This is a genomic window from Sphingopyxis sp. (genome assembly GCF_035944815.1).
Taxonomy (GTDB): domain Bacteria; phylum Pseudomonadota; class Alphaproteobacteria; order Sphingomonadales; family Sphingomonadaceae; genus Sphingopyxis.
The window spans coordinates 52087-75914 of sequence record NZ_DASZAU010000002.1 but is presented as its reverse complement, the minus strand read 5'-3'; the positions used below and the strand labels follow the sequence as shown (position 1 = coordinate 75914).

At 64.4% G+C, this 23828-nt stretch carries 21 protein-coding genes; 14 read left to right on the top strand and 7 right to left on the bottom strand.

All coding sequences use genetic code 11. The features are described from left to right. Nucleotides 1-398: 398 nt before the first annotated feature. From rpoB to VGU00_RS01300, 4 genes are all read left to right on the top strand, one after another. Nucleotides 399-4577: a DNA-directed RNA polymerase subunit beta gene (rpoB, locus tag VGU00_RS01315; RefSeq protein WP_327464712.1), complete on the top strand. Its 4179-nt coding sequence runs from the start codon at nt 399-401 to the stop codon at nt 4575-4577. Nucleotides 4578-4630: 53 nt separating this feature from the next. Then, nucleotides 4631-8917: a DNA-directed RNA polymerase subunit beta' gene (gene rpoC, locus VGU00_RS01310; protein WP_327464710.1), complete on the top strand. Its 4287-nt coding sequence runs from the start codon at nt 4631-4633 to the stop codon at nt 8915-8917. A 351-nt stretch (nt 8918-9268) separates the two neighbouring features. Continuing rightward, entirely contained in the window at nt 9269-9991 is a 723-nt protein-coding gene (locus VGU00_RS01305; protein ID WP_327464708.1) for a TonB-dependent receptor, read from the top strand. Between the two features lie 96 nt (nt 9992-10087). Then, a complete protein-coding gene (locus tag VGU00_RS01300) occupies nt 10088-10900 on the top strand; it encodes a hypothetical protein (RefSeq protein ID WP_327464706.1) in 813 nt (270 codons plus the stop codon). A gap of 93 nt (nt 10901-10993) precedes the next feature. Here VGU00_RS01300 and VGU00_RS01295 read toward each other — a convergent pair whose 3' ends face one another. Next, the gene (locus tag VGU00_RS01295) at nt 10994-11173 is read right to left on the bottom strand and encodes a PspC domain-containing protein (protein ID WP_039580111.1); all 180 of its coding nucleotides are present in this window, start codon (nt 11171-11173) and stop codon (nt 10994-10996) included. Nucleotides 11174-11234: 61 nt separating this feature from the next. Beyond that, nucleotides 11235-11363 (bottom strand): hypothetical protein, encoded by a 129-nt coding sequence (locus VGU00_RS01290; protein WP_260397812.1) that lies wholly within the window; start codon nt 11361-11363, stop codon nt 11235-11237. 240 nt (nt 11364-11603) lie between these two features. Between VGU00_RS01290 and recF the strand changes: the two genes are divergently transcribed. From recF to VGU00_RS01265, 5 genes are all read left to right on the top strand, one after another. Next, nucleotides 11604-12713 carry a DNA replication/repair protein RecF gene (recF, locus tag VGU00_RS01285; protein WP_327464701.1) on the top strand — a complete coding sequence of 370 codons (1110 nt, stop codon included), beginning with the start codon at nt 11604-11606 and terminating at the stop codon, nt 12711-12713. A 57-nt stretch (nt 12714-12770) separates the two neighbouring features. Then, nucleotides 12771-13211, top strand: coding sequence for a hypothetical protein (locus VGU00_RS01280; RefSeq protein WP_327464700.1), 441 nt, complete (start codon nt 12771-12773; stop codon nt 13209-13211). A gap of 114 nt (nt 13212-13325) precedes the next feature. Beyond that, nucleotides 13326-14627, top strand: coding sequence for an Hsp70 family protein (locus VGU00_RS01275; RefSeq protein WP_327464698.1), 1302 nt, complete (start codon nt 13326-13328; stop codon nt 14625-14627). Nucleotides 14628-14664: 37 nt separating this feature from the next. Further along, on the top strand, nt 14665-15336 hold the full coding sequence (locus VGU00_RS01270) for a spermidine synthase (RefSeq protein ID WP_327464696.1): 672 nt from the start codon (nt 14665-14667) through the stop codon (nt 15334-15336). A 110-nt stretch (nt 15337-15446) separates the two neighbouring features. Next, nucleotides 15447-16253, top strand: coding sequence for a hypothetical protein (locus VGU00_RS01265; protein ID WP_327464694.1), 807 nt, complete (start codon nt 15447-15449; stop codon nt 16251-16253). Between the two features lie 14 nt (nt 16254-16267). Here VGU00_RS01265 and arsC read toward each other — a convergent pair whose 3' ends face one another. Beyond that, nucleotides 16268-16612, bottom strand: coding sequence for an arsenate reductase (glutaredoxin) (gene arsC, locus VGU00_RS01260; protein WP_327464692.1), 345 nt, complete (start codon nt 16610-16612; stop codon nt 16268-16270). 171 nt (nt 16613-16783) lie between these two features. On the opposite strand from arsC, the gene VGU00_RS01255 reads away from it, so the two are divergent. Beyond that, nucleotides 16784-17530 carry a murein L,D-transpeptidase catalytic domain family protein gene (locus VGU00_RS01255; protein WP_327464690.1) on the top strand — a complete coding sequence of 249 codons (747 nt, stop codon included), beginning with the start codon at nt 16784-16786 and terminating at the stop codon, nt 17528-17530. Nucleotides 17531-17693: 163 nt separating this feature from the next. Here the strand turns inward: VGU00_RS01255 and VGU00_RS01250 are convergent, their stop codons facing one another. From VGU00_RS01250 to VGU00_RS01235, 4 genes are all read right to left on the bottom strand, one after another. Continuing rightward, entirely contained in the window at nt 17694-19058 is a 1365-nt protein-coding gene (locus VGU00_RS01250; RefSeq protein WP_327464688.1) for a L,D-transpeptidase family protein, read from the bottom strand. Nucleotides 19059-19220: 162 nt separating this feature from the next. Next, a complete protein-coding gene (gene accC, locus VGU00_RS01245) occupies nt 19221-20582 on the bottom strand; it encodes an acetyl-CoA carboxylase biotin carboxylase subunit (RefSeq protein ID WP_327464686.1) in 1362 nt (453 codons plus the stop codon). A 10-nt stretch (nt 20583-20592) separates the two neighbouring features. Beyond that, nucleotides 20593-21078 carry an acetyl-CoA carboxylase biotin carboxyl carrier protein gene (accB, locus tag VGU00_RS01240; protein ID WP_327464684.1) on the bottom strand — a complete coding sequence of 162 codons (486 nt, stop codon included), beginning with the start codon at nt 21076-21078 and terminating at the stop codon, nt 20593-20595. Between the two features lie 72 nt (nt 21079-21150). Next, nucleotides 21151-21591, bottom strand: a complete 441-nt coding sequence (locus VGU00_RS01235; protein WP_327464682.1) for a type II 3-dehydroquinate dehydratase — start codon at nt 21589-21591, stop codon at nt 21151-21153. An 81-nt stretch (nt 21592-21672) separates the two neighbouring features. On the opposite strand from VGU00_RS01235, the gene thiS reads away from it, so the two are divergent. The 4 genes from thiS (at nt 21673) to VGU00_RS01215 (ending at nt 23800) form a co-directional block, all read left to right on the top strand. Continuing rightward, nucleotides 21673-21873 carry a sulfur carrier protein ThiS gene (gene thiS / locus VGU00_RS01230; protein WP_058804940.1) on the top strand — a complete coding sequence of 67 codons (201 nt, stop codon included), beginning with the start codon at nt 21673-21675 and terminating at the stop codon, nt 21871-21873. Nucleotide 21874: 1 nt separating this feature from the next. Next, nucleotides 21875-22648 (top strand): bifunctional sulfur carrier protein/thiazole synthase protein, encoded by a 774-nt coding sequence (locus VGU00_RS01225; RefSeq protein ID WP_327464680.1) that lies wholly within the window; start codon nt 21875-21877, stop codon nt 22646-22648. Nucleotide 22649: 1 nt separating this feature from the next. Then, nucleotides 22650-23501, top strand: coding sequence for an amidohydrolase family protein (locus VGU00_RS01220; RefSeq protein WP_327464678.1), 852 nt, complete (start codon nt 22650-22652; stop codon nt 23499-23501). A 116-nt stretch (nt 23502-23617) separates the two neighbouring features. Beyond that, nucleotides 23618-23800, top strand: a complete 183-nt coding sequence (locus tag VGU00_RS01215; protein ID WP_327464676.1) for a CsbD family protein — start codon at nt 23618-23620, stop codon at nt 23798-23800. Nucleotides 23801-23828: the final 28 nt, after the last annotated feature.

Sequence of the window (23828 nt, the reverse complement as noted above, 5' to 3'; positions counted from 1 at the left end):
AACGCTATCCGGCCACCAGCCATGCTCGTCTCCGGACATATATAGTTGCCGTGCGGCTGCCTCCACCTCTTCGTGGGTTGGCCGGTCGCCGTCTATAAACCGAGTTGAAGACATGGCCGAGGTCTACCCAAGGCCATGTCCGCTTTCCACCCCCAAGCCGATTTTCGCACCCTCGCTTCGTCCCGCTCCCGTTGACACTCCGCACCCCTGATCCTATATGGCCGGCATACCCGATCGTCCGAGATAGAGCCTGACTTTGCGCGGCAGGCTGTACGGATAGGGCGTTCGGGATTTCGAGATGCGTTGGAAAGCTGCGGTAAACCGGCAACGGTTGGTCGCGGCCTTTTTGCGTCTCTCCTGCGCTCGCGAGCTATTTTATCAAGGCGAGACAATCACTTATGGCGACCAAGGCGAAGTCGGTGGGCAAGGCCCTCGAAGCAACCGCAAGCAAGCGAATCCGTAAGCTGTTCGGCAACATCCACGAAGCGGTGGAGATGCCCAACCTCATCGAGGTGCAGCGCGAATCCTATGAGCAGTTCCTGCGCTCGGATCCCTCGATCGGTTATGTTTCGGGCCTCGAAAAGACGCTGCGCAGCGTTTTCCCGATCCGCGATTTCGCCGGCACCGCCGAACTCGACTTCGTCCACTACGAGCTCGAAGAGCCGAAGTATGACGTCGAGGAATGTCGCCAGCGCGGCATCACCTATGCGGCGCCGATGAAGGTCACGCTGCGCCTGATCGTCTTCGAGGTCGACAGCGAAACCGACACCCGTTCGGTGCTCGATATCAAGGAGCAGGACGTTTACATGGGCGACATGCCGCTCATGACCGAGAACGGCACCTTCTTCGTCAACGGCACCGAGCGCGTCATCGTGTCGCAGATGCACCGTTCGCCGGGTGTGCTCTTCGACCATGACCGCGGCAAGACCCACTCGTCGGGCAAATTCCTGTTCGCCGCGCGCGTGATCCCGTATCGCGGTTCGTGGCTCGACTTCGAATTCGACGCCAAGGACATCGTCAACGTCCGTATCGACCGCAAGCGCAAGCTGCCGGTCACCAGCCTGCTGTACGCGCTGGGCATGTCGGGCGAGGAAATCCTCAACCATTTCTATGATCGCCTCGTCTTCGAGCGCGCCGAAAACGGCTGGAAGGTTCCCTTCGTCGTCGAAAACTGGCGCGGTTCGAAGCCCGCGTTCGACGTCGTCGACGCCAAGACCGGCGAAGTCGTCTTCGCCGCCGGCCACAAGATCAGCCCGCGCCTTGCCAACAAGGCCGCGAAGGACGGTCTCGACACGCTGCTGATCCCGACCGAGGAAATCTTCGGCCGTTACAGCGCCTATGACCTGATCAACGAGTCGACCGGCGAGATCTACATCGAAGCCGGCGACGAAGTGAGCGCCGACAATCTCGAAAAGCTCGACGCCGCGGGCATCGACAAGCTCGTCCTGCTCGACATCGACCACAACAACACGGGCCCCTGGATCCGCAACACGCTGAAGGCCGACAAGGCCGAGGACCGCGACCAGGCGCTGTCGGACATCTACCGCGTCATGCGCCCCGGCGAACCGCCGACGCGCGAAACCGCGGAAGCCTTGTTCGGCGGCCTGTTCTTCGACCCCGAGCGTTACGACCTGTCGGCTGTGGGTCGTGTGAAATTGAACATGCGCCTCAGCCTCGATGCCGAGGACACGGTCACCACGCTGCGCAGCGAGGACATTCTCGCCGTCGTCAAGGAACTGGTGAACCTGAAGGACGGCAAGGGCGAAATCGACGATATCGACAACCTCGGTAACCGTCGTGTCCGCTCGGTCGGCGAGCTGCTCGAAAATCAGTATCGCGTCGGCCTGCTCCGCATGGAGCGCGCCGTGAAGGAGCGCATGAGCTCGGTCGACGTGTCGACCGTGATGCCGAACGACCTGATCAACGCGAAGCCGGCGGTTGCCGCGGTTCGCGAATTCTTCGGCTCGTCGCAGCTCTCGCAGTTCATGGATCAGACCAACCCGCTGTCGGAAGTGACGCACAAGCGCCGCGTGTCGGCGCTTGGGCCGGGCGGTCTGACCCGCGAACGCGCAGGCTTCGAAGTCCGCGACGTTCACCCGACCCACTATGGCCGTATCTGCCCGATCGAAACGCCCGAAGGCCCGAACATCGGTCTGATCAACTCGCTCGCGACCTTTGCGCGCGTCAACAAATATGGCTTCATCGAGACCCCGTACCGCCGCATCGTCGACGGCAAGGTCACGAACGAAGTCGTCTATCTGTCGGCGATGGAAGAGCAGAAGCACACGGTTGCGCAGGCGAACGCCGACCTCAACCCCGACGGCAGCTTCATCGACGAGCTGATCTCGGCGCGTGAAGCGGGCGAATTCCTGATGGCGCCGCGCGACCAGATCACGCTGATGGACGTGTCGCCGAAGCAGCTCGTTTCGGTCGCGGCATCGCTGATCCCGTTCCTCGAAAACGATGACGCCAACCGCGCACTCATGGGTTCGAACATGCAGCGCCAGGCTGTGCCGCTGATCCGGGCCGAAGCGCCCGTCGTCGGCACCGGCATGGAAGAAACCGTTGCGCGCGATTCGGGCGCGGCGATCGCGGCACGCCGCGGCGGCGTGATCGACCAGGTCGATGCGACGCGTATCGTTATCCGTGCGACCGATATGGTCGAACCCGGCAAGTCGGGCGTCGACATCTATCGCCTGCAGAAGTTCCAGCGGTCGAACCAGAACACCTGCATCAACCAGCGTCCGCTGGTGAAGGTGGGCGAAGTCGTTCGCGCGGGCGACATCATCGCCGACGGTCCGTCGACCGAACTCGGCGAACTGGCGCTCGGCAAGAATGTGCTCGTCGCGTTCATGCCGTGGAACGGCTATAACTATGAGGACTCGATCCTCATCAGCGAACGCATCGTGAAGGACGACGTCTTCACCTCGATCCACATCGAGGAATTCGAAGTCACCGCGCGCGACACGCGCCTTGGCCCCGAAGACATCACGCGCGACATCCCGAACGTCGGTGAGGAAGCGCTCCGCAACCTCGACGAAGCGGGCATCGTCTACATCGGCGCCGAAGTCGGCCCGGGCGACATTCTGGCCGGTAAGATCACCCCCAAGGGTGAATCGCCGATGACGCCGGAAGAAAAGCTGCTGCGCGCGATCTTCGGCGAAAAGGCCAGCGACGTGCGCGACACCTCGCTCCGCCTGCCGCCGGGCGTGTCGGGCACGGTCGTCGAAGTCCGCGTCTTCAACCGCCACGGTATCGACAAGGACGAACGCGCGATCGCGATCGAACGCGAAGAGATCGAGCGCCTGAAGCAGGATGCCGACGACGAACGCGCGATCCTCAACCGCGCGACCTTCTCGAGCCTCAAGGAACTGCTCATCGGTCAGGCGACCAGCGCAGTGCCGAAGGGCCTGAAGAAGGGCGATGTGGTCACCGAGGAAATGCTCGTCGATCTCGACCGTGCCGACTGGTGGAAACTGGCGGTTGTCGAAGACAATGCGCAGGCCGCGCTCGAAGCGATCAAGGCGCAGTATGACGACGCGATCAAGCGGATCAGCGCGAAGTATGAAGATCGCGTCGAAAAGCTGCAGCGCGGCGACGAACTCGCCCCGGGCGTGCTCAAGATGGTCAAGGTCTTCGTTGCCGTGAAGCGCAAGCTGCAGTCGGGCGACAAGATGGCCGGCCGTCACGGCAACAAGGGCATCATCAGCCGCATCCTGCCGATCGAGGACATGCCGTTCCTCGAAGACGGGACGCACGTCGACTTCGTGCTCAACCCGCTGGGCGTGCCGTCGCGCATGAACGTCGGGCAGATCCTCGAGACGCACCTTGGCTGGGCATCGCGCGGCTTCGGTCGCCAGATCACCGCGGCGCTCGAAGACTGGCGCGTGGCGAACCCCGAGCCCGAAGCGGGCGCCCCGCCCGAAGCGGTGCGCGAAGCGCTGCTGCAGGCCTATGGCGACGAATATGCCGACGAGATCAAGGCGCGGTCGACCGAAGAGGTCGTCGAACTCGCCGGGAACCTGTCGGTGGGCGTGCCTTTCGCGACCCCGGTGTTTGACGGTGCGCGCGAAGGCGACGTGTCGGCGATGCTGGAGCGCGCGGGTCTCGACCGGTCGGGTCAGGTCGATCTGTACGATGGCCGCACCGGCGATCGTTTCGACCGCAAGGTGACGGTGGGATATATGTATATCCTGAAGCTGCATCACCTTGTCGACGACAAGATCCACGCGCGTTCGATCGGGCCGTACTCGCTTGTTACCCAGCAGCCGCTGGGCGGTAAGGCGCAGTTCGGTGGCCAGCGCTTCGGTGAAATGGAGGTCTGGGCGCTCCAGGCCTATGGCGCGGCGTACACGCTGCAGGAAATGCTGACGGTGAAGTCGGACGACGTGATCGGCCGCACCAAGGTTTACGAAGCGATCGTCAAGGGCGACGACACCTTCGAGGCCGGCATTCCCGAAAGCTTCAACGTGCTCGTCAAGGAAATGCGCTCGCTGGGCCTCAACGTCGAGCTTTCGTCCTATGCGGACGAAGACGATGACGAAGGTCCGGAAGCCCTTCCCGAAGCCGCCGAATAAGATTTTTCCTCACCCCTCTCGCGTCAAGCGAGAGGGGAAGATGGAGCAGACATATGAACCAGCTTACCAACTTCATGAACCCGGTCGCGAAGCCCGAAACCTTCGACATGATCAAGATCGGCATCGCGAGCCCCGAGCGCATCCGCTCGTGGTCTTTCGGCGAGATCAAGAAGCCCGAAACGATCAACTACCGCACGTTCAAGCCCGAGCGTGACGGCCTGTTCTGCGCGCGCATCTTTGGTCCGATCAAGGATTATGAATGCCTGTGCGGCAAGTACAAGCGTATGAAATACAAAGGCATCGTCTGCGAAAAATGCGGTGTCGAAGTCACGGTGACCAAGGTTCGCCGCGAGCGCATGGGCCATATCGAGCTCGCCGCGCCCGTCGCGCACATCTGGTTCCTGAAGTCGCTGCCGTCGCGCATCGGCCTGCTGCTCGACATGCAGCTGAAGCAGCTCGAGCGCGTGCTGTATTTCGAAGCCTATATCGTTCTTGAGCCCGGCCTGACCCCGCTCGAAAAGTTCCAGCTTCTGACCGAAGACGAACTGCTCGACGCGCAGGACGAATATGGCGAAGACGCTTTCTCGGCCGGCATCGGCGCCGAGGCGATCCGCGTGCTCCTCGAAAATCTCGATCTGGAGCAGGAACGCGTCGACCTGATGGAAGAGCTTGCGACGACCAAGTCGGAGCTGAAGCCCAAGAAGATCATCAAGCGCCTGAAGGTCGTCGAGAGCTTCATCGAGTCGGGCAACCGTCCCGAGTGGATGATCCTCGAAGTCGTGCCGGTCATTCCGCCCGAACTGCGCCCGCTGGTGCCGCTCGACGGCGGCCGCTTCGCGACGTCGGACCTCAACGACCTCTATCGCCGCGTGATCAACCGCAACAATCGTCTCAAAAGGCTGATGGAACTGCGCGCGCCGGACATCATCGTCCGCAACGAAAAGCGCATGCTGCAGGAAGCCGTCGACGCGCTGTTCGACAACGGCCGCCGCGGTCGCACGATCACGGGTGCCAACAAGCGTCCGCTGAAGTCGCTGTCCGACATGCTCAAGGGTAAGCAGGGCCGCTTCCGTCAGAACCTGCTCGGCAAGCGCGTCGACTATTCGGGCCGCTCGGTCATCGTGACCGGTCCCGAACTCAAGCTGCACCAGTGCGGCCTGCCGAAGAAGATGGCGCTCGAGCTGTTCAAGCCGTTCATCTACGCGCGCCTCGACGCCAAGGGTCTGTCGATGACCCTGAAGCAGGCGAAGAAGTGGGTCGAAAAGGAACGCAAGGAAGTCTGGGACATCCTCGACGAAGTCATTCGCGAGCACCCGGTTCTTCTGAACCGCGCCCCGACGCTTCACCGCCTCGGCATCCAGGCGTTCGAGCCCGTGCTGATCGAAGGCAAGGCGATCCAGCTTCACCCGCTGGTCTGCGCCGCGTTCAACGCCGACTTCGACGGTGACCAGATGGCGGTCCACGTGCCGCTCTCGCTGGAAGCGCAGCTCGAAGCGCGCGTGCTGATGATGTCGACGAACAACATCCTCAGCCCCGCGAACGGCAAGCCGATCATCGTGCCGTCGCAGGACATGGTTCTCGGTCTCTACTATCTCTCGATGGAACGCGAAGGCGAGCCGGGCGAGGGGATGCTTCTGGCCGACATGGCCGAAGTGCATCAGGCGCTGTTCACCGGCGCGGTCACGCTGCACACCAAGGTGGTGAGCCGCGTCCCCCAGACCGACGAACAGGGCAACGAGTATCTCAAGCGCTTCGAGACCACGCCGGGCCGCATGCTTATCGGCGAATGCCTGCCGAAGTCGCACACTGTGCCCTTCGACGTCGTCAACCGCCTTCTGACCAAGAAGGAAATCGGCGACGTGATCGATCAGGTCTATCGTCACACCGGCCAGAAAGAGACCGTGTTGTTCGCCGACGCCATCATGGCGCTGGGCTTCCGCAACGCGTTCAAGGCCGGCATTTCCTTCGGCAAGGATGACATGATCATCCCCGAGTCCAAGGAAGGCATGGTCAACGAAACCCGCGCCCTCGTGAAGGATTTCGAGCAGCAGTATCAGGACGGCCTGATCACGCAGCAGGAAAAGTACAACAAGGCGATCGACGCCTGGTCGCAGTGCGGCGACAAGGTCGCGAACGCGATGATGGACGAAATCCGCGCCGAGCCGAAGGATCCGAAGACGGGTCGTCTGGCCCCGATCAACTCCATCTATATGATGGCGCACTCGGGTGCTCGTGGTTCGCAGGCCCAGATGAAGCAGCTTGCCGGCATGCGCGGCCTGATGGCCAAACCGTCGGGCGAGATCATCGAAACGCCGATCATCTCGAACTTCAAGGAAGGCCTCACCGTTCTCGAGTATTTCAACTCGACCCACGGTGCGCGTAAGGGTCTGGCCGATACGGCGCTCAAGACGGCGAACTCGGGTTACCTGACCCGCCGTCTGGTCGACGTGTCGCAGGACTGCGTCGTGATCGAGGAAGATTGCGGTACCGAACGCGGCATGGAAATGCGCGCGATCGTGCAGGGCGGTTCGACGATCGCCTCGCTCGGCGAGCGTATCCTCGGCCGTACCACGCTCGAAGACGTCGCCGACAAGGACGGCAACATCATCGCGCCGATCGGCACCTTGCTCGACGAAGCGACGACGCAGCGGATCGAGGACGCCGAAGTCCAGTCGGTCAAGATCCGTTCGCCGCTGGTCTGCGAAGCGACGCTGGGCGTTTGCGGCAAATGCTATGGCCGCGACCTTGCGCGCGGTACGCCGGTCAACATCGGTGAAGCTGTCGGCGTTATCGCCGCGCAGTCGATCGGTGAGCCCGGCACGCAGCTGACCATGCGTACCTTCCACATCGGTGGAGCGGCGCAGGTCAACGAACAGTCGAACGCCGAAGCGATTTCGGACGGTACGATCGAATATCGTGACATGGCGACGATCGTCGACCAGCGTGGCCGCCGCCTCGCGCTGTCGCGTTCGGGCGAGCTCGCGATCATCGACGCCGAAGGCCGCGAACGCGCGACGCACAAGCTGCCCTATGGTGCGCAGATCATGCACAAGGACGGCGAGAAGGTGAAGAAGGGCGACCGGATTGCCGAATGGGATCCGTTCACCATGCCGCTCATCACCGAAAAGCAGGGCGTCGTGAAGTATCAGGACTTGCTGGACAGCAAGACGCTGGTCGAACAGGTCGACGAAGCGACGGGCATCGCCCAGCGCGTCGTGATCGAATATCGTTCGGCGGGCCGCGCCAAGAAGGAAGACCTGCAGCCGCGCCTGACCTTGCTCGACGATCAGTCGGGCGAAGCAGCGCGCTACCTGCTCGCGGTCGGCACGATGCTGTCGGTCGAGGACGGTCAGGAAGTGCAGGCAGGCGACGTTCTGGCGCGTGTCAGCCGCGAAGCGTCGAAGACGCGCGACATCACCGGCGGTCTGCCGCGTGTTGCCGAGCTGTTCGAAGCGCGCATTCCGAAGGACAACAGCGTTATCGCGAAGATCAGCGGCCGCATTGAATTCGTCAAGGATTACAAGGCGAAGCGCAAGATCGCGATCGTTCCGGAAGAAGGCGATCCGATCGAGTATCTGATCCCCAAGTCGAAGGTCTTGGAAGTGCAGGAAGGCGACATGGTCAAGCGCGGGGACGCGCTGATCAGCGGTTCGCCGAACCCGCACGACATCCTCGACGTCATGGGCGTCGAGGCGCTGGCCGAATATCTGGTCGCGGAAATCCAGGAAGTCTATCGACTGCAGGGCGTGAAGATCAACGACAAGCACATCGAGGTGATCGTTCGCCAGATGCTGCAGAAGGTCGAGATCACGTCGGGCGGCGACACTACGCTGCTGCCGGGCGAACAGCTCGATTATCTGGAGATGATGGAATATAACGCCAAGCTGCCGAAGAACGGCGTTCCCGCGGAGGGCCGCCCGGTCCTGCTCGGGATCACCAAGGCGTCGCTGCAGACCCGCAGCTTCGTTTCGGCCGCATCCTTCCAGGAGACGACCCGCGTTCTCACCGAAGCGTCGGTGCAGGGCAAGATCGACTCGCTGCAGGGCCTCAAGGAAAATGTCATCGTCGGCCGCCTCATCCCGGCGGGTACCGGCGCTGCCATGAACCGCGTCCGCGTCACCGCCTCGTCGAAGGATGCCGCGCTTCGCGCCGCCATGCGCGCCGCGAACCAGGAGCATCTGATCGCGCCGGCGACCGCCGCCGAGGAACATGCCGCCGAACTGGCGCAGGGTCCCGAAGCCGCGATCGGCGACGATCCGCTCGGCAAGGTGCAGGGCGACGATTTCACCACCGACGATGTCGCGGTGCTGGATCGCCCCGAAGGCGAAGGCGAGGAATAAGCCCCTCGGCCTTTCGGCCTGGCCATGAAAACAGCCCCGCCGGAGCGATCCGGTGGGGCTTTTTCTTTGGGGTGCAGGGGATGCCGATTTCAGCTTTGGCGTGGAAACGAGCCGATCCTCCCAACGCGTGGGGAGGTGGCAGCGCGAAGCGCTGACGAAGGGCCCCTCGGCCTGAAGCCGCGTCTTGGGCCGAGAGCCCCCTCGAACCACCGGTTTCGGCGGCGGTCCCCCTCCCAGCGAGCGGGGAGGAAATTTATGCCCGTTCCCGCCGATCTCGCCGTTCATCTCCCGGCAGGGTGGGTGCTGATATCCCGCCTCCGGGTCGCAACTTCTTTGTTGCGAGGTGGATATATGAAAATCGGAAAGACTTGGGCGATGTCCGCGGCCTTGCTGCTCGCGGTGGCCGCCGGCGGCGCCGTGGCGCAGGACAGCAGCAATATCCGCGGCGAGGTGCGCGTGTCGTCGACGCGCGGGTCGGGCGACGGCTATTTCAAGGAAAGCGTGCCCGTGATCGGGCTGCGGCGGCTCGCCGACGGCGCGATCCAGGACATTCTCGTCACCTCGGATTCGCGCGACGCTGCTGTGCGGCGGCAGGAAATCCACGCGATGCTGGAGGCGGCGATCCGCCGTGCCGACGCCGCAGGGGTCGAGCTGGTCACCGGCAGTTTCGAGCTGACCCCGGTGACGCTCGCCAATTATCGCGAGCTGCCGCTGCGCATGGGGCGCCGCTCGGACACCAGCGAGGTCGCGGTGGTGGTCAAGACGAAGCTCGCGGGACCGGCGGACAGCGCGCTCCAGCGGATCGACGGCTTTATCAAGGCGGTTCCCGCTACGGGGCGCTCGCTCGTCGAAAAGAATGGCGCGATGCAGCTGACCATCATCAACCCCGACCAGTATCGCGGGCCGGTCGTACAGCTGATCGCCGAGGAATCGCGCCGCACGAGCAGTGCCTTCGGTGCCGATTATGGCGTGACGGTCACCGGGCTCGATCGCCATCTGGTGTGGAACCAGGCGAGCGAGAATGAGGTGTTCCTGTATATTCCCTACAGCTTCACGGTATTGCCCAAGGGGTGACCCGAGGATGCCCCCCGGCCGTTTGGCGGCGTGTCGCCTTTGCGCTTTCCCCAGCCGTTATTCTGTGCTCCCAATGTCATCATCGGGGGACACAGAATGACGATTATGTTGGGATTGATAGCCGCGGCATCCGGCGCGGTGGCGCCTGCGGATGAGAATATGCTGCCCGTGGCCTATGCGGCGGTACAGCCGGCGGATATCCGCGTGCCGATCAGCGACTCGGTCCGCGCCGCAACATGGGACGAGTTGGAGGTCGCGCTGGACAGGCCGGTTCCCGTTCGCTTGGCCTGCATCATATTTGTCCCATCGGGAGGGCCGGGCAATTGTGTACCGGCCTCGCTCGTACCGCTCGGCCAAGAGCGTGTCGACTGGGGCAGGATATTGGAGGCGAGCGACAAGGCGGTGCGTTCGGCCGACCGGGTCGATGCCGCGCTGTTCAGGGCGGCGGCGCGGCGCGTGAAAACGCTCCGCCTGTTCCCCGGCGACCGAAGCACGATGTTTTCCATTCGCTTCTTCGAGGAGGTCGTCGCGTCCGCCGACGCACGCCCGCCCTTTGCAGCTGCACCGGAACCGGCGTTGACCATGGGCAATGTCGCCTTCGCCGAGCCGCTCGACGGCCGGCTGCTTCAGATGCTCTATCCTGCGATTGCCATGCGCTATTCGGTCAATGCTCAGGTTCGCGTGACGTGCGACATCGGGGCTGACCTCAAATTGCTGTGTCGCGATCGCGGCATGGTGATTTCCAATCCCGCCGAGGTGCCGGGCTATACCGCGCAATTGATGGAAGATCTGCGCTTTTCGACCTACCAGCTGGCATCGACGATCAAGTTGCAGCCGAAAACCGCCGACGGCCTGGAGGTGGCGGGGCGGCAGTTTGCCTTTGCCGTGCGCTGGGCGCTGCCGAAATAGCAAAAGGCCCGCCGGTCAGACCGGCGGGCCCCTGATCGTGGAAATATGCGGGCCGGTGCGACTGCGCCTGTAAGGCGGCCGGCCCGGGCTGTCCTAGGGCGCGAGGATCGCGACGGCGAGGTACAGCAGCAAAGGCAGGCCGAAGCCCAGAAGCGTCAGGGCGACAAAGCCGACGCGCGTCCACAAGACGTCGATACCGAACTGGTCCGACATTCCGGCGCACACGCCGAAGATCATCCCGTCGCGACGATTCTTGCGAAAACCCTGTTTCATTTCTTTCCTTTCCATCCCGGCCCGGGGGCCGGCGTTTTCGAAGAGTGGTGGGGTTCGCCGATCAAACGACCAGCGAACCGACCTGCGCACCATTCTGGCCGACGATCGCGAGCAGCATCACCGAGGCATAGACCGAAGCGAAAGCGGCAAGTGCGTAGCTCTTGACGGCGTGAACGTTGAAATGAGCCATGATAAAATCCTTCCTTGAACCTTCCATCCGGGCCATCCGGTGGATGCCAGCAGCAATGCACGGCCCGTGCCAATTTCATTCATTGGCGGTTAAGTGGGATTTTTCGGCATCCGACATAATATTTCAGCGCGAAAATTCCGCTAAAATGGCGAAAATTTCCGATAAGCGAAAAATATTCTTTCTATGGCCACGCGAGGCGGGCTGGCGTCGCCGCGGGCGCTGCGGTAGGCGCGGGAAAGGATGACGCTGACCCGCCTTTCGCTGACCGATTTTCGCAATCACGCCGGCGCGGACATGGCGGCCGCGGCGGGGCTCGTCGCACTCCACGGCGACAATGGCGCGGGCAAGACCAATATATTGGAAGCGATCTCGCTGCTCGCGCCGGGCCGCGGGCTGCGCCGCGCCGCGCTCCCCGACATGGTGCGCGACGGGGCGAGCGGGGGCTTCGCCGTCTTCGCCGAAGTGCAGGCGGGCGCGGACCTGCCGCCGGTCGCGCTCGGCACCGGGATCGAGCCCGCGCATCCGGGACGCCGCATCGTGCGCATCAACGGCGCCGCGGGCGCCGCGACCGCGCTCGGCGAATGGCTTGCGATATTATGGCTGACGCCCGCGATGGACCGGCTGTTCGTCGAGACTGCGGGCAACCGCCGCCGCTTCCTCGACCGGCTCGTGCTCGCGCTCGACCCGCGTCATGCGCAGCACAGCAACCGCTATGAAGCGGCGCTGCGTGCCCGCGGCAAATTGCTCGCCGACCTGTCGGCGGCCGACGCGGGGTGGCTCGCCAGCCTCGAGGCGCAGCTCGCCGAACATGGCGCCGCGATGGACGCGGCGCGCCAGCATATGCTCGCTGCCCTGTCGGCCGAACTCGCCGCGCTGCCCGATGCGCCCTTTGCCCGCCCGCTACTGACGCTCGTCGACAGCGAGGGCGAGTTACGCAGCGCGCCGCACGAGGTCGAGGCGTTGAAAGCGCTGTTCGCGGGCCGCCGCCGGATCGACGCCGCCGCCGGGCGCGCGACCGCGGGACCGCACCGCGACGACCTGTCGGCGGTTCATGCCGCGACGGGCCGCGCCGCGGCGCGCTGCTCGACCGGCGAGCAAAAGGCGATGCTGCTATCGCTCGTCCTCGCGCACAGCGATTGCGTCGCGCGGCTGCGCGGACAGCGACCGGTGCTGCTGCTCGACGAGGTCGCGGCGCATCTCGACCCGCTGCGCCGCGGTGCGCTCTACGAGCGGCTGGCGGGACAACGTGGTCAGGCCTGGCTGACGGGGACCGAGGCGGCGCTGTTCGACGACATGCCCGGACAAGTTACCCGCTTCCATATCGCGGGCGGGCGGATCGGGGCGGGATAAGGGCCTGCGCGGCCGAAAAGGGTGGCAGCGATCGGGGTACCATGCTTAACCGCCGGGATGCAGTCGCTCGCGCATCTGTTCGAAAGCTATGCCAGCCGAAGCGATGCGCGTTGGTGGATCGGCGCGCGGCCTGAGGGGCACGCCGGCGATATTCCCGCGATGATCGCGAACAAGATCGGATATCCCACAGCTCGCGACAATCCCTTCGTCTACAACGGCCTCCCGGAGCTGAACCGGGTACAAGCCGCGCATGTTCTGGCGGTGGCAGGCACGGTGAGCCTTGCTTACGGTCAGGCCGACCCCGATGCGAATGAGATCGATAGCGCAAAAACGGCGCTTCGCGAAATGGCGCATGATGGCGTTTTCCTGAGCAACGGGTTGTGGGGTAGCGGCGAGTCCATGGGCTGGAATCCCCTGACATCGGCGACATTCGACTGCGGGCTGATCGGTTTCGATGCCAAGAACGCATTCATTTTCTGGGTCGAGGAAGAAGACTAGTCATTTCCATCCGGGGAGCAGGTGCCGCGCGCTCGCGCAGCTTGCTCCTCGGCGGACCTTATGCAATAGGCGCCGGCCCCGCGCCGATCCCCGGCTCATCCCACAGGTATCGTCATGGACAGCAACCAGGTCGCGAGCGCGCTCGGGCTCGATTTCGGCACCACCAACACCGTCGTCGCGCTGGCCGACGGTAGCGGCGACACGCAGCTCGTCGAGTTTGCGGGCGACGCGGCGACCGGCGCGGTGTTCCGGTCGGCGCTCTGCTTCTGGGAGGAAGAGCGCGCCTGGCAGGGCGTTGCGCACGAAGCGGGGCCGTGGGCGATCGAAGAATATCTCCAGTCGCCGCTCGACAGCCGTTTCGTCCAGTCGTTCAAGAGCGTCGCGGCGAGCCCGTCGTTCGAACGCGCGATGATCTTCAACAAGCCGTACCGCTTCGAGGATATGGGGCGGCTGTTCCTGCAGCGGCTGGTCGCGCACGCCGGCGGGCGGCTCGATACGCGGCCGCGGCGGGTGATCGTCGGCCGCCCGGTCGAATATGCCGGCGCACGGCCCGACGCGGCGCTGGCACGCCAGCGTTACGACCTGATGCTCGCGGCGTTCGGCACCGAGATCCATTATGTGCACGAACCGCTCGGCGCGGCGCACAGCTATGCCTCGCGGCTGACCGAGCCCGCGACGATCCTCGTCGCCGACTTCGGCGGCGGCACGACCGATTTTTCGATCGTCCGCGTCGCGGAACCGGGCAGCGCGCGCCGCTGCGTCCCGCTCGCTTCGTCGGGGATCGGGATCGCGGGCGACCGTTTCGATTACCGCATCGTCGACAGGCTGGTACTGCCGCTGCTCGGCAAGGGTGGCAATTACCGCTCGTTCGACAAGCTTCTCGAAATACCGGGCGGCTATTTCGCCGATTTCGCCGACTGGTCGCGCCTCGCGCTGATGCGCAATCGCCGGACGCTGGACGAACTGCGGCGGCTGCAGCGCGATGCGGTCGATCCCGAACCGATCGGGCGCATGATCGCGCTGATCGAGCATGAGCAGGGCTTCCCGCTCTATGACGCGGTCGGCCGGCTCAAACGCGCCCTGTCGGGTGCCGGCCATGCTGAATTCGCCTTTGCCGGCGACGGCGTCGACATCCGGGCCGAGGTGCGCCGCGCCGATTTCGAAAGCTGGATCGCCGACGACCTTCGCCGCATCGAAGCCGCGATGGACGCCGCGCTGGCGCGGGCGGGCGTTGCTCCGGATGCCATCGACCGCATCTTCCTGACCGGCGGTTCGTCTCTGATCCCCGCGATCCGTGCGCTGTTCGATCGCCGCTTCGGCGCGGAGCGGATCGCGACGGGCGGCGAGCTCACCTCGATCGCGCACGGCCTTGCGTTGATCGGCGAAGAGTCCGATCCAGCCGAATGGGCCGCATGATGGCAGTGGGGAATGATGCAATGACGGGCGAGGGCAAGTGAAGGCGCGCGAACTGATCGATACGGCGGCGGTGCCCGGCGGCGGCGAGCTTCGCCTGTTCCGGCGCGGCGGCGATTTCATCATCGCGATCGGCGGCAACGAGCTGATGAGCAGCCGGATGAGTGGATCCGAAGAGGCGCTGGCGGCGATGAGCTGTGCGCGGCTGGCGGGGCGCAAGGCGGTTCGCCTGCTGATCGGCGGTTATGGCATGGGCTTTACCCTGCGCGCGGCGCTGGCGGCGCTCGGGCCTGACGCAAGGGTTACCGTCGCCGAACTGGTCCCCGGCATCATCGACTGGGCGCGCGGGCCGATGGCCGAGCTGGCGGCGGGCGCTCTCGACGACCCGCGGGTCGAACTGGTCATCGGCGACGTCGCGGCGGCGATCGCGAGCGGCCGCGGGCGATATGACGCGATCCTGCTCGACGTCGACAACGGCCCCGATGCGCTGACACATGAAGCCAATGACCGGATCTACTCGGCCGCGGGCCTTGCGGCGGCAAAGGCGGCGCTGACGCGCGGCGGCATATTGGCGATCTGGTCGGCGGCGCCCGACGCGCGCTTTGCACGGCGGCTGGCGGCGGCGGGATTCCGGGTCGACGAGGTCGGGGTGCGCGCGCGGAGCAACGGCAAGGGCGCGCGGCATGTCATCTGGTTCGCGACGGCGGGGTAGAGGCAGTTTTGCCGTGGCGATCCAAGGCCTGTCACGGTCGGGGGCGACGTCTTAACAGCAACACAAGGTTTCCGTCATAGGCTGCCGAAATTCGCGGGGGGGCAGCGCGCTTGGACTACGACGGCAAAATCATATGGTACAGCTTCCAGCGGCTTTCGCAGGGGGACCGGTCGTGCCTTGTCCAGATGCTGGCCGAGCCCGGCGGTCAGCAGCTGACGGCGTCCAAATCGGCGCATAGCGAATTTTATCATGTGCTGCACTCGTTCGGCATGGCCGAGCCCGGCACGATCGATGAAGGCTTGGGCAAGCTTGGCATGGAGGCGTGGGTGCTCACCGAGCACGGCCATCAGGCCATTCGCGTGTATCTGGCGCAGGGGTTTGCCAAGGCGGACATCGTGGCCGGAGAAGGTAAATCGGTGCGCGGAATCGCCCTTCGCTTCCTGTCGGCCTACGCTCCCGTGCAGTTGGCAGGTGGATTGCTGGCCTATTTTCTGGCCCGCTCGGGCGTGGATATCTCCAGCACCGCAGCATTCAACCTAGCGTTGCTGACGATCATTTCCTGCCACGCGGGTGTGTGGTGTGCCCTGCGGGCGAAGCGCCCCATAGGCGGATTGGCACTCATCCGGCGTCTCGAACAGCTGAGGTGTATCGATCAACGCCGCGGCCTCTATGCCTATGGCATGGTGATCGCGGCATTCGCTTTTCACCTGCCGGTCGAAATCATCCATGACGTGATGCGAGGCGGGTTGACCCAGATGGCTTTGGTCAGGGCCCTCTTTTCTGCGGCAATTGCGGGGCTGTGGGCCTATTTTGCCCTGCCGCACGAACTGGAAAGCGTGTTCCGCAAAACACGCGCTGATGCCGGTCTGGCCGATCATGCCGACGAGGAGGAAGAGGCAGAACCTCTGCCGCTGTAACGGCCCCGAAGCGGTCAGAGGATTTCGTGCACCCGGTCCTGCGGGCGGCAGAGGCGCGCGCCCTTGTCGGTTTCGACGAACGGGCGTTCGACATAGGCGGGGTTGGCCGCCATCGCGGCGACGATGTCATCCTCGCCGGCCTCATTGAGGCCGCGTTCCTCGGCATCGGTGCCGCGCAGGCGCAGCGCGTCGCGCGCGGTGAGGCCGGCGTCGGCGAACAGCTGGCGCAGCTTGCCGGCGCTGTACGGATTTTTGAGATATTCGACGACGGTCAGCGTGACGCCGGGCGTTTCCTGGAGAATCGCCAGCGTCTTGCGCGAGGTGCCGCAAGCGGGGTTGTGCCAGATGGTCGCGTTCATAGCGCGAACCCCTAACGCAGCCTTGCAGCAGCGTAAACTCGCTATTCATGGCATATATGGCACATCTTCCCGCATGAAGGGGAACCACCTGCTTGCCTTTCGCGGCCCGAACACGACTTATGCAAAGTCGAGGGACCGCCAAAGGGCGGCCATTGCGGGGTTGCTACTCAAGTGAATGAATTGATCGATCGCAGGGCGTTGCTGGCGGGACTTGCAGGAGCGGGGGCACTGGCCGCCGCACCGGCGCGCGCGCAGCTGCCCAACTGGATTCAACAGCCGGCGGCGCCCTTGCCGCCGCCGGTTGATTATGTCGCCGTCGCGAAAAAGCAGCTCGCGCTGCAGGGACGCAATATCCCGCAGAGCGACCGCGTCGGCGTCGTCGATTTCGGCCTGCCGTCGTCGCGCCCGCGCTTTGCGCTGGTCGATATGGTCGCGGGCAAGGTCGACATGTTCCCGGTGACGCACGGGCGCGGGTCGGACCCGCAGCACGACGGCTGGCTCAAGAGCTTTTCGAACCGCGTCGGCAGCCTCGCGACGTCGCGCGGTGCTTATCGCACCAGCGACTATTATTGGGGCGCGAACGGATCGTCGATGCGGCTCGCCGGGCTGGAGCCCGACAATTATTCGGCCGATGCGCGTGCGATCGTCGTGCACGGCGCCTGGTACGCCGATCCGGCGCTGATTGCGACGCAGGGCAAGCTGGGCCGCAGCGAAGGCTGCTTCGTGTTCGGCGAGGAATTGCTGCCGATGATCCTCTACAAGCTCGGGCCGGGGCGCTTGCTGTTCGCCGACCGGCTGAGCGAACCGCCGCCGATGCCCAAGCCGTTCGAACTGCCGCCTGCCGATCCGCTGCCGGGCACGGAAAACCTGCGCCGCGCGAGCACGTTTAACGGGGTGTTGCCGAAGACTGCGGATTAAGCGGTCAACGTCGGCTTTGGGGTGGGAAGCTGTCGTTGCTTCCTGTCCCTCGTCATCCCGGACTTGATCCGGGATCCATCGCAGCGCCGAAGTCGTGGACTCCGGATCAAGTCCGGGGTGACGAGGCTCGATGGGTCCGCTCCCGCCCGAAACCGGATGCCGCTCAATAAATCCCTGAAGTCCCCGGCGTCGTTGCGCGCGCGGTCGTTTGCACGGTCGGCACGACGGCGGGCGGGGTCGGGGCGATGATCGTCGCGGTGGGACGGCCGGGCTTGGCGAAGCTCGCGACCACGGGCGCGTCGCGGCCATAGATGTCGGCGAGCTTCTTCACGCCGCCCTTGCCGTCGGGAATGACCGTCCAATAGGCGACATAGACGGGGAAGGGGTTGTCGAAGCCGAAGCGCGTCGTCTTGCCGCTCGCGATCGCTTCGCCGAATTCCTCGGGGCTTTTCCCTGCGAACATCACGGCCATCAGGCCCGAGAAGTGCAGCGCACGCTCGGTGCGGATGCAGCCGTGGCTGAACGCGCGCGCGGCGGCGCCGAACGCGCCCTTCGACGGCGTGTCGTGGAGGTAGATGGCGTGCGGGTTCAGCATCTCCATCTTCATCACGCCCAGCGCATTGTTGGCGCCGGGCTGCTGCACGACCGACAGCGTCTTGCCGCTGCCCGTCCAGGTATAGCCCTGCGCGCGCGCCGCCGACGGGTTGCGCGCGATCGTTCCGCCGATGCCCTCGTTGATGATGCTGCGCGGCAGCGTCCACGTCGGGTTGACGATGACGCCCGTCGCCATCGGGTTGAGCTGCGGCGTCGGGGTCGAATTCTTGCCGACGACGGCCTTGTGCGTCGCGATGATCGTGCCGCCATGGACGACGCGCGTCAGATATTCGGGCACGTTGCTGACGACATAGCGTTCGCCGAGCGCGCGCGGCATCCAGCGCCACCGTTCCATGTTGACGCGGATCGCATTGGCATCGGCCGGGGTCTTCGCCTTTTTAAGCGACGCCTTGAGTACCGCGAAATCGGGGTGGACGGGATCGAGCGTCGCGAGCGTTTCGCTGACCGTTCCGGCGCCCAGCGCGCCGGCAAGCAGCGAGAGCAAGGGTTCGCTGTCGCCGTCGCTGTCGACCATGAACCATTGTTTGCGCGCGGCATTGGGCGTGCGGCCGTCGCGCAGGTGCGTCGCGAGCAGCAGGAAGGTGTCGGTCGCGACCTTGTCGAGCCGCGCCTGATCGTCGCTCATGATCGCCGCGGCGAGCGCGTCGGGATTATAATCCTTGGCGAACAGGCCTTCGGCGCCGATGCCCTCGACCGAGACGAGCAGCGCCTCGGCATTCTGCTTCGACCAGCTCGGCAAATTGGCTTCGGCCGCGGTTTCGACGACGGGCGCGTCGTCCTTCACCTTGTCGGGCTGGAGCACGACCGAATCCTCCTTGACCCCCTGCTGCGCAAGGGCAGGGACAGCGAGGAGGCTCAGCGGGAGGAGAAAGGCGGCAGCGGGACGCGCCGAAAAAGGAGAGTTTTTGACCATGGTTAGAGCCCATAGCCAAAAACCATCCACAGTTAAAGTGAGCTGCCGCACAGCCCGTCTCATCCGCAATCTCGTCACCCCGGACTTGATCCGGGGTCCATCGCGGCGGTGCGGAATGGATGCCGGATCAAGTCCGGCATGACGAAAAACGGAAGAGGAACGTCAGGCCTTGGCCTCTTCATCCTGCCGAGCGAGCCATTCTTCGAGCCATTTGATCGTGTAATCGCCGTGGATGACATCGGGGTCGGCGAGCAGCGCCTGATGGAGCGGGATGTTCGTCTTGACGCCGCCGATCACCATTTCCTCGAGCGCGCGGCGCATCCGCATCATGCAGCTTTCGCGGCTGCGGCCATAGACGATCAGCTTGCCGATCATGCTGTCGTAATAGGGCGGGATCGAATAGCCGGCGTAAAGCCCGCTATCGACGCGGACGTGCATGCCGCCCGCCGCGTGATAGCTCGTCACCTTGCCCGGCGAGGGCAGGAAGGTGCGCGGATCCTCGGCATTGATGCGGCATTCCATCGAATGGCCCCGGAATTCGAGGTCTTCCTGTTTGACCGACAGGCCCGCGCCGCCTGCGATACGGATCTGTTCGCGGACGAGGTCGAAGCCGGTGATCATCTCGGTCACGGGATGTTCGACCTGGATGCGCGTGTTCATCTCGATGAAGAAGAATTCGCCATTCTCCCACAGGAACTCGATCGTGCCGGCGCCGCGATAGCCCATCTCGGCCATCGCGTCGGCGCAGACCTTGCCCATGCGTGCGCGTTCCTCGGCCGAGATGATCGGCGAGGGGGCTTCTTCGAGGACTTTTTGATGTCGCCGCTGGAGCGAACAGTCGCGTTCGCCGAGGTGGATCGCATTGCCCTTGCCGTCGCCGAACACCTGGAATTCGATGTGGCGCGGGTTGCCGAGATATTTTTCCATATAAACGGTCGGGTCGCCGAACGCGGCCGCCGCTTCGCTGGAGGCCTGACCCATCAGGCTTTCGAGGCTGTCCTCGTCGGGAACGACTTTCATGCCGCGTCCGCCGCCGCCCGAGGCGGCCTTGATCAGCACCGGATAGCCGATTTCCTTCGCGAGACTTTTCGTTTCCTCGCTGAAGGTGACGGCGCCCGGCGACCCCGGAACGACGGGAAGGCCCAGCTTGACCGCGGTGCGCTTGGCTTCGACCTTGTCGCCCATGGTGCGGATATGTTCGGGCTTCGGCCCGACGAAGACCATGTCATGCGCTTCGATGATTTCGGCGAAACGCTCATTCTCGGACAGGAAGCCATAGCCCGGATGGATCGCGTCGGCGCCGGTGATTTCGGCGGCCGAGATGATCGCGGGGATGTTGAGATAGCTGTCCTTTGCCGCGGGCGGGCCGATGCACACGGCTTCGTCGGCAAGGCGGACGTGCATTGCGTCGGTGTCGGCGGTCGAATGGACCGCGACCGTCTTGATACCCATTTCGTGGCAAGCGCGATGGATACGCAGCGCGATCTCGCCGCGGTTGGCGATCAGGAGCTTTTCAATGGCCATCGATTGGGGCTCAGCCGATGGTGAACAGCGGCTGGTCGAATTCGACCGGCTGGCTGTTCTCGACATGCACGGCTTTCAGCGTGCCCGAGGTCGGCGCGGTGATCGGGTTCATGACCTTCATCGCCTCGATGATCAGGATCGTGTCGCCGGCCTTCACCGCCGAACCGGCGGTGGCGAAGTTCGGCGCGCCGGGTTCGGGCGAGAGATAGACGGTGCCGACCATCGGCGATTTCACCGCGTCGGCGAAATTGTCGGCGGCAGGTGCTGCGGCGGCCGGGGTTGCGGCGGGCGCGGCGGGTGCCGCGGCGGCGACCGGCGCTGCGACGGGAGCCGGCGCATAGGCGACGGGCGCGGCGGTCAGCGTGCGCGCGACGCGGACCTTGCGGTCGCCGTCCTCGACCTCGATTTCCGACAGCTGCGTGTCGTCGAGCAGTTCCGCCAGTGCGCGGACGAAAGCCGGATCGATGTTGATGCCGTGCTCTTTATGGTCACCCATGAGAATCTTTTCCTGCTGTTGCGGCGTCCATTGTTCAGGACGCTCGGACCCCGTTTTTGATGCGTCCTATTGTCAGAGTCGCGCGGCGGCGTCCAGCGCCAGCGTATAGCTGTTCGCGCCATGGCCTGCAAAATGGTCGACCGCCGCCATGCCCACATAGCTGACATGGCGGAAGTTTTCGCGTTTCATCGGGTCCGAAAGATGGACCTCGATCACCGGCACCTTGATCGATTTGATCGCGTCGTGAATCGCGATCGAGGTGTGGGTATAGCCACCCGCGTTGAGCAATACCGCCTTGGCACCCGCGACATAGGCCTCGTGCAGCCAGTCGATCAGCACGCCTTCATGGTTCGTCTGGCGGCATTCGACGCGCAAACCCAGATCCGCAGCCTGCGTTTCGAGCCGTGCGTGGATGTCGTTCAGCGTATCGTGCCCGTAGATTTCGGGCTCGCGGGTGCCGAGCAGGTTGAGATTGGGGCCGGAGAGGACATAGACGGTCGGAAGTTCGGACAAGCTACGGTCTTTCGGTTGCGGCGAAATGCGCTCTCCCTATATGGGCTGCTCGGAAAAAGGCAAAGCGAGGCGGATTCCAGCGTGATCTCGGTCATTCTCAACGGCGAACCCCGGCAGGTGCGCGAAGGCAGCATCGCCGACCTCGTCGCGTCGTTGGGGCTCGACGTGAAAAAGGTCGCGGTCGAGCGCAACCGCGCGATCGTCCCGCGCTCGACGCTTGCCGACGTCGCGCTCGCCGAGGGCGATGCGCTGGAAATCGTGCATTTCGTAGGAGGCGGTTGAGTTGTCAGCGGATCAGTGGAGTGTCGCCGGCCGGACGTTCTCGTCGCGGCTGATCGTCGGCACGGGAAAATACAAGGATTTCGAACAGAATGCGGCTGCCGTAGAGGCGTCGGGAGCGGAGATCGTCACCGTCGCGGTCCGCCGCGTCAATGTGTCGGATCCGACCGCGCCGATGCTGACCGACTATATCGACCCCAAGAAGATCACCTATTTGCCGAACACCGCGGGCTGCTTCAACGCCGACGACGCGATCCGGACGCTGCGGCTGGCGCGCGAGGCGGGGGGCTGGGACCTCGTCAAGCTCGAGGTGCTGGGCGAGGCGAAGACGCTCTATCCGAACATGCGCGAGACGCTGGAGGCGACCGAGGTGCTGGCCAAGGAAGGTTTCCTGCCGATGGTTTATTGCGTCGACGATCCGATCGCCGCGAAGCAGCTCGAGGATGCGGGCGCGGTCGCGGTGATGCCGCTGGGCGCGCCGATCGGATCGGGGCTGGGTATCCAGAACCGCGTCACGATCCGCCTGATCGTCGAAGGGGCGTCGGTGCCGGTGCTGGTCGATGCGGGCGTCGGCACCGCGAGCGACGCCGCGGTGGCGATGGAACTCGGCTGCGACGGCGTGCTGATGAACACGGCGATTGCCGAAGCGAAGGACCCGATCCGCATGGCGCGCGCGATGAAACTGGCGGTCGAGGCGGGGCGCGATGCCTATCTCGCGGGACGCATGGGGCTGCGCAAATATGCCGATCCGTCGAGCCCGCTCGCGGGGTTGATCTGACATGATGCGCCTGTCGCTCGCCGCCGCGCTTTTGTTCGCTCCCGCGGTCGCGGCAGCCCAGCCCGCCATCGACAGCCACGTCCACCTGTGGGACGGTGAAAAATCGATCGCGGCTTATGAGGCGCAGGTGAAAGGCGCCGGGCTGACGGTCGGCGCGTTCGGCGGCATGTGGTTCGGCGGACCGGACAATCAGGCGCTCGCGGGCAATCCGGACAGCATTCGGGCGCATAATGATGCGCTGCTCGCACTCGCAAAAAAGCATCCGAACATGGTGCCGATCGCAACCGTCCATCCCTATGACGGTCAGGCGGCGCTCGACGAGTTGCAGCGCGTTGCCGGGCTGGGGATCGGATTGCTCAAGATCCATCCGCACACGCAGAAATTCGATCCTGCCGATGCGCGCGTGCTGGCGCTCGTCCGGCGCGCGGGCGAGCTGGGCATCACCGTCGTGATGGACAATGCGAATATCGTCCCCGGCGGCGACAGCGAAAAATTGTTCAACCTCGCGCTGGCGGCGCCGAAGACGAAGTTCGTCTTTGCGCATATGGGCGGGCTCAATTTCCGTTTCTGGAATATCCTGAAAATGGCGCGCACCGCCGAGGGTCTGTTCGGCGACAATATCTATTTCGACATTTCGGCGATGGCGACGCTGGCGGCAGATTCGCCGATCGAGGAAGAATTTATCTGGACGATGCGCAATGTCGGCATCGATCATATCCTGCTCGGGTCGGACTACCCGCAATTCTCGCTGGCGCAGACGCTCGACGCGCTCGAACGGCTCGACCTGACGCCGGAAGAGAAAGCGAAGATCCGGCAGGGCAATGCGGCCAGGCTGTTCGGTATAAAGCCCTAGCCCCGGCCAACCCTTCTCCTGAACGCTTGGTCCCGTCGCCGGGAACGTGGGCGCGTGCCGGCCCGTTGGTCTGGCAGAGGCGCTCCCCTCCGCCTCGCAAGCCAAGGAGAATCCCCATGGGTGAACTGACCGAAAAAGCCAAAGGCATCGCCAATGAAGCCGCCGGCAATGCCAAGCAGGCGATCGGCAAGGCGACCGACAACGAGCGCCTGCGCGCCGAAGGTGAGGCGCAGGAGCGCAAGGGCGAAGCCCAGAATCTGAAGGGCAAGGTCCAGGGCGCGCTCGGCGACAAGATCTGACCGCTTGCTCGTCACGCAAGCATGACAA

Excerpts from the sequence above, each read along its gene's own strand:
- rpoB (WP_327464712.1), top strand. The coding sequence starts at position 399 with ATGGCGACCAAGGCGAAGTCGGTGGGCAAGGCCCTCGAAGCAACCGCA.
- rpoC (WP_327464710.1), top strand. The coding sequence starts at position 4,631 with ATGAACCAGCTTACCAACTTCATGAACCCGGTCGCGAAGCCCGAAACC.
- VGU00_RS01305 (WP_327464708.1), top strand. The coding sequence starts at position 9,269 with ATGAAAATCGGAAAGACTTGGGCGATGTCCGCGGCCTTGCTGCTCGCG.
- VGU00_RS01300 (WP_327464706.1), top strand. The coding sequence starts at position 10,088 with ATGACGATTATGTTGGGATTGATAGCCGCGGCATCCGGCGCGGTGGCG.
- VGU00_RS01295 (WP_039580111.1), bottom strand. The coding sequence starts at position 11,173 with ATGAAACAGGGTTTTCGCAAGAATCGTCGCGACGGGATGATCTTCGGC.
- VGU00_RS01290 (WP_260397812.1), bottom strand. The coding sequence starts at position 11,363 with ATGGCTCATTTCAACGTTCACGCCGTCAAGAGCTACGCACTTGCCGCT.
- recF (WP_327464701.1), top strand. The coding sequence starts at position 11,604 with ATGACGCTGACCCGCCTTTCGCTGACCGATTTTCGCAATCACGCCGGC.
- VGU00_RS01280 (WP_327464700.1), top strand. The coding sequence starts at position 12,771 with ATGCAGTCGCTCGCGCATCTGTTCGAAAGCTATGCCAGCCGAAGCGAT.
- VGU00_RS01275 (WP_327464698.1), top strand. The coding sequence starts at position 13,326 with ATGGACAGCAACCAGGTCGCGAGCGCGCTCGGGCTCGATTTCGGCACC.
- arsC (WP_327464692.1), bottom strand. The coding sequence starts at position 16,612 with ATGAACGCGACCATCTGGCACAACCCCGCTTGCGGCACCTCGCGCAAG.
- VGU00_RS01250 (WP_327464688.1), bottom strand. The coding sequence starts at position 19,058 with ATGGTCAAAAACTCTCCTTTTTCGGCGCGTCCCGCTGCCGCCTTTCTC.
- accC (WP_327464686.1), bottom strand. The coding sequence starts at position 20,582 with ATGGCCATTGAAAAGCTCCTGATCGCCAACCGCGGCGAGATCGCGCTG.
- accB (WP_327464684.1), bottom strand. The coding sequence starts at position 21,078 with ATGGGTGACCATAAAGAGCACGGCATCAACATCGATCCGGCTTTCGTC.
- VGU00_RS01220 (WP_327464678.1), top strand. The coding sequence starts at position 22,650 with ATGATGCGCCTGTCGCTCGCCGCCGCGCTTTTGTTCGCTCCCGCGGTC.
- VGU00_RS01215 (WP_327464676.1), top strand. The coding sequence starts at position 23,618 with ATGGGTGAACTGACCGAAAAAGCCAAAGGCATCGCCAATGAAGCCGCC.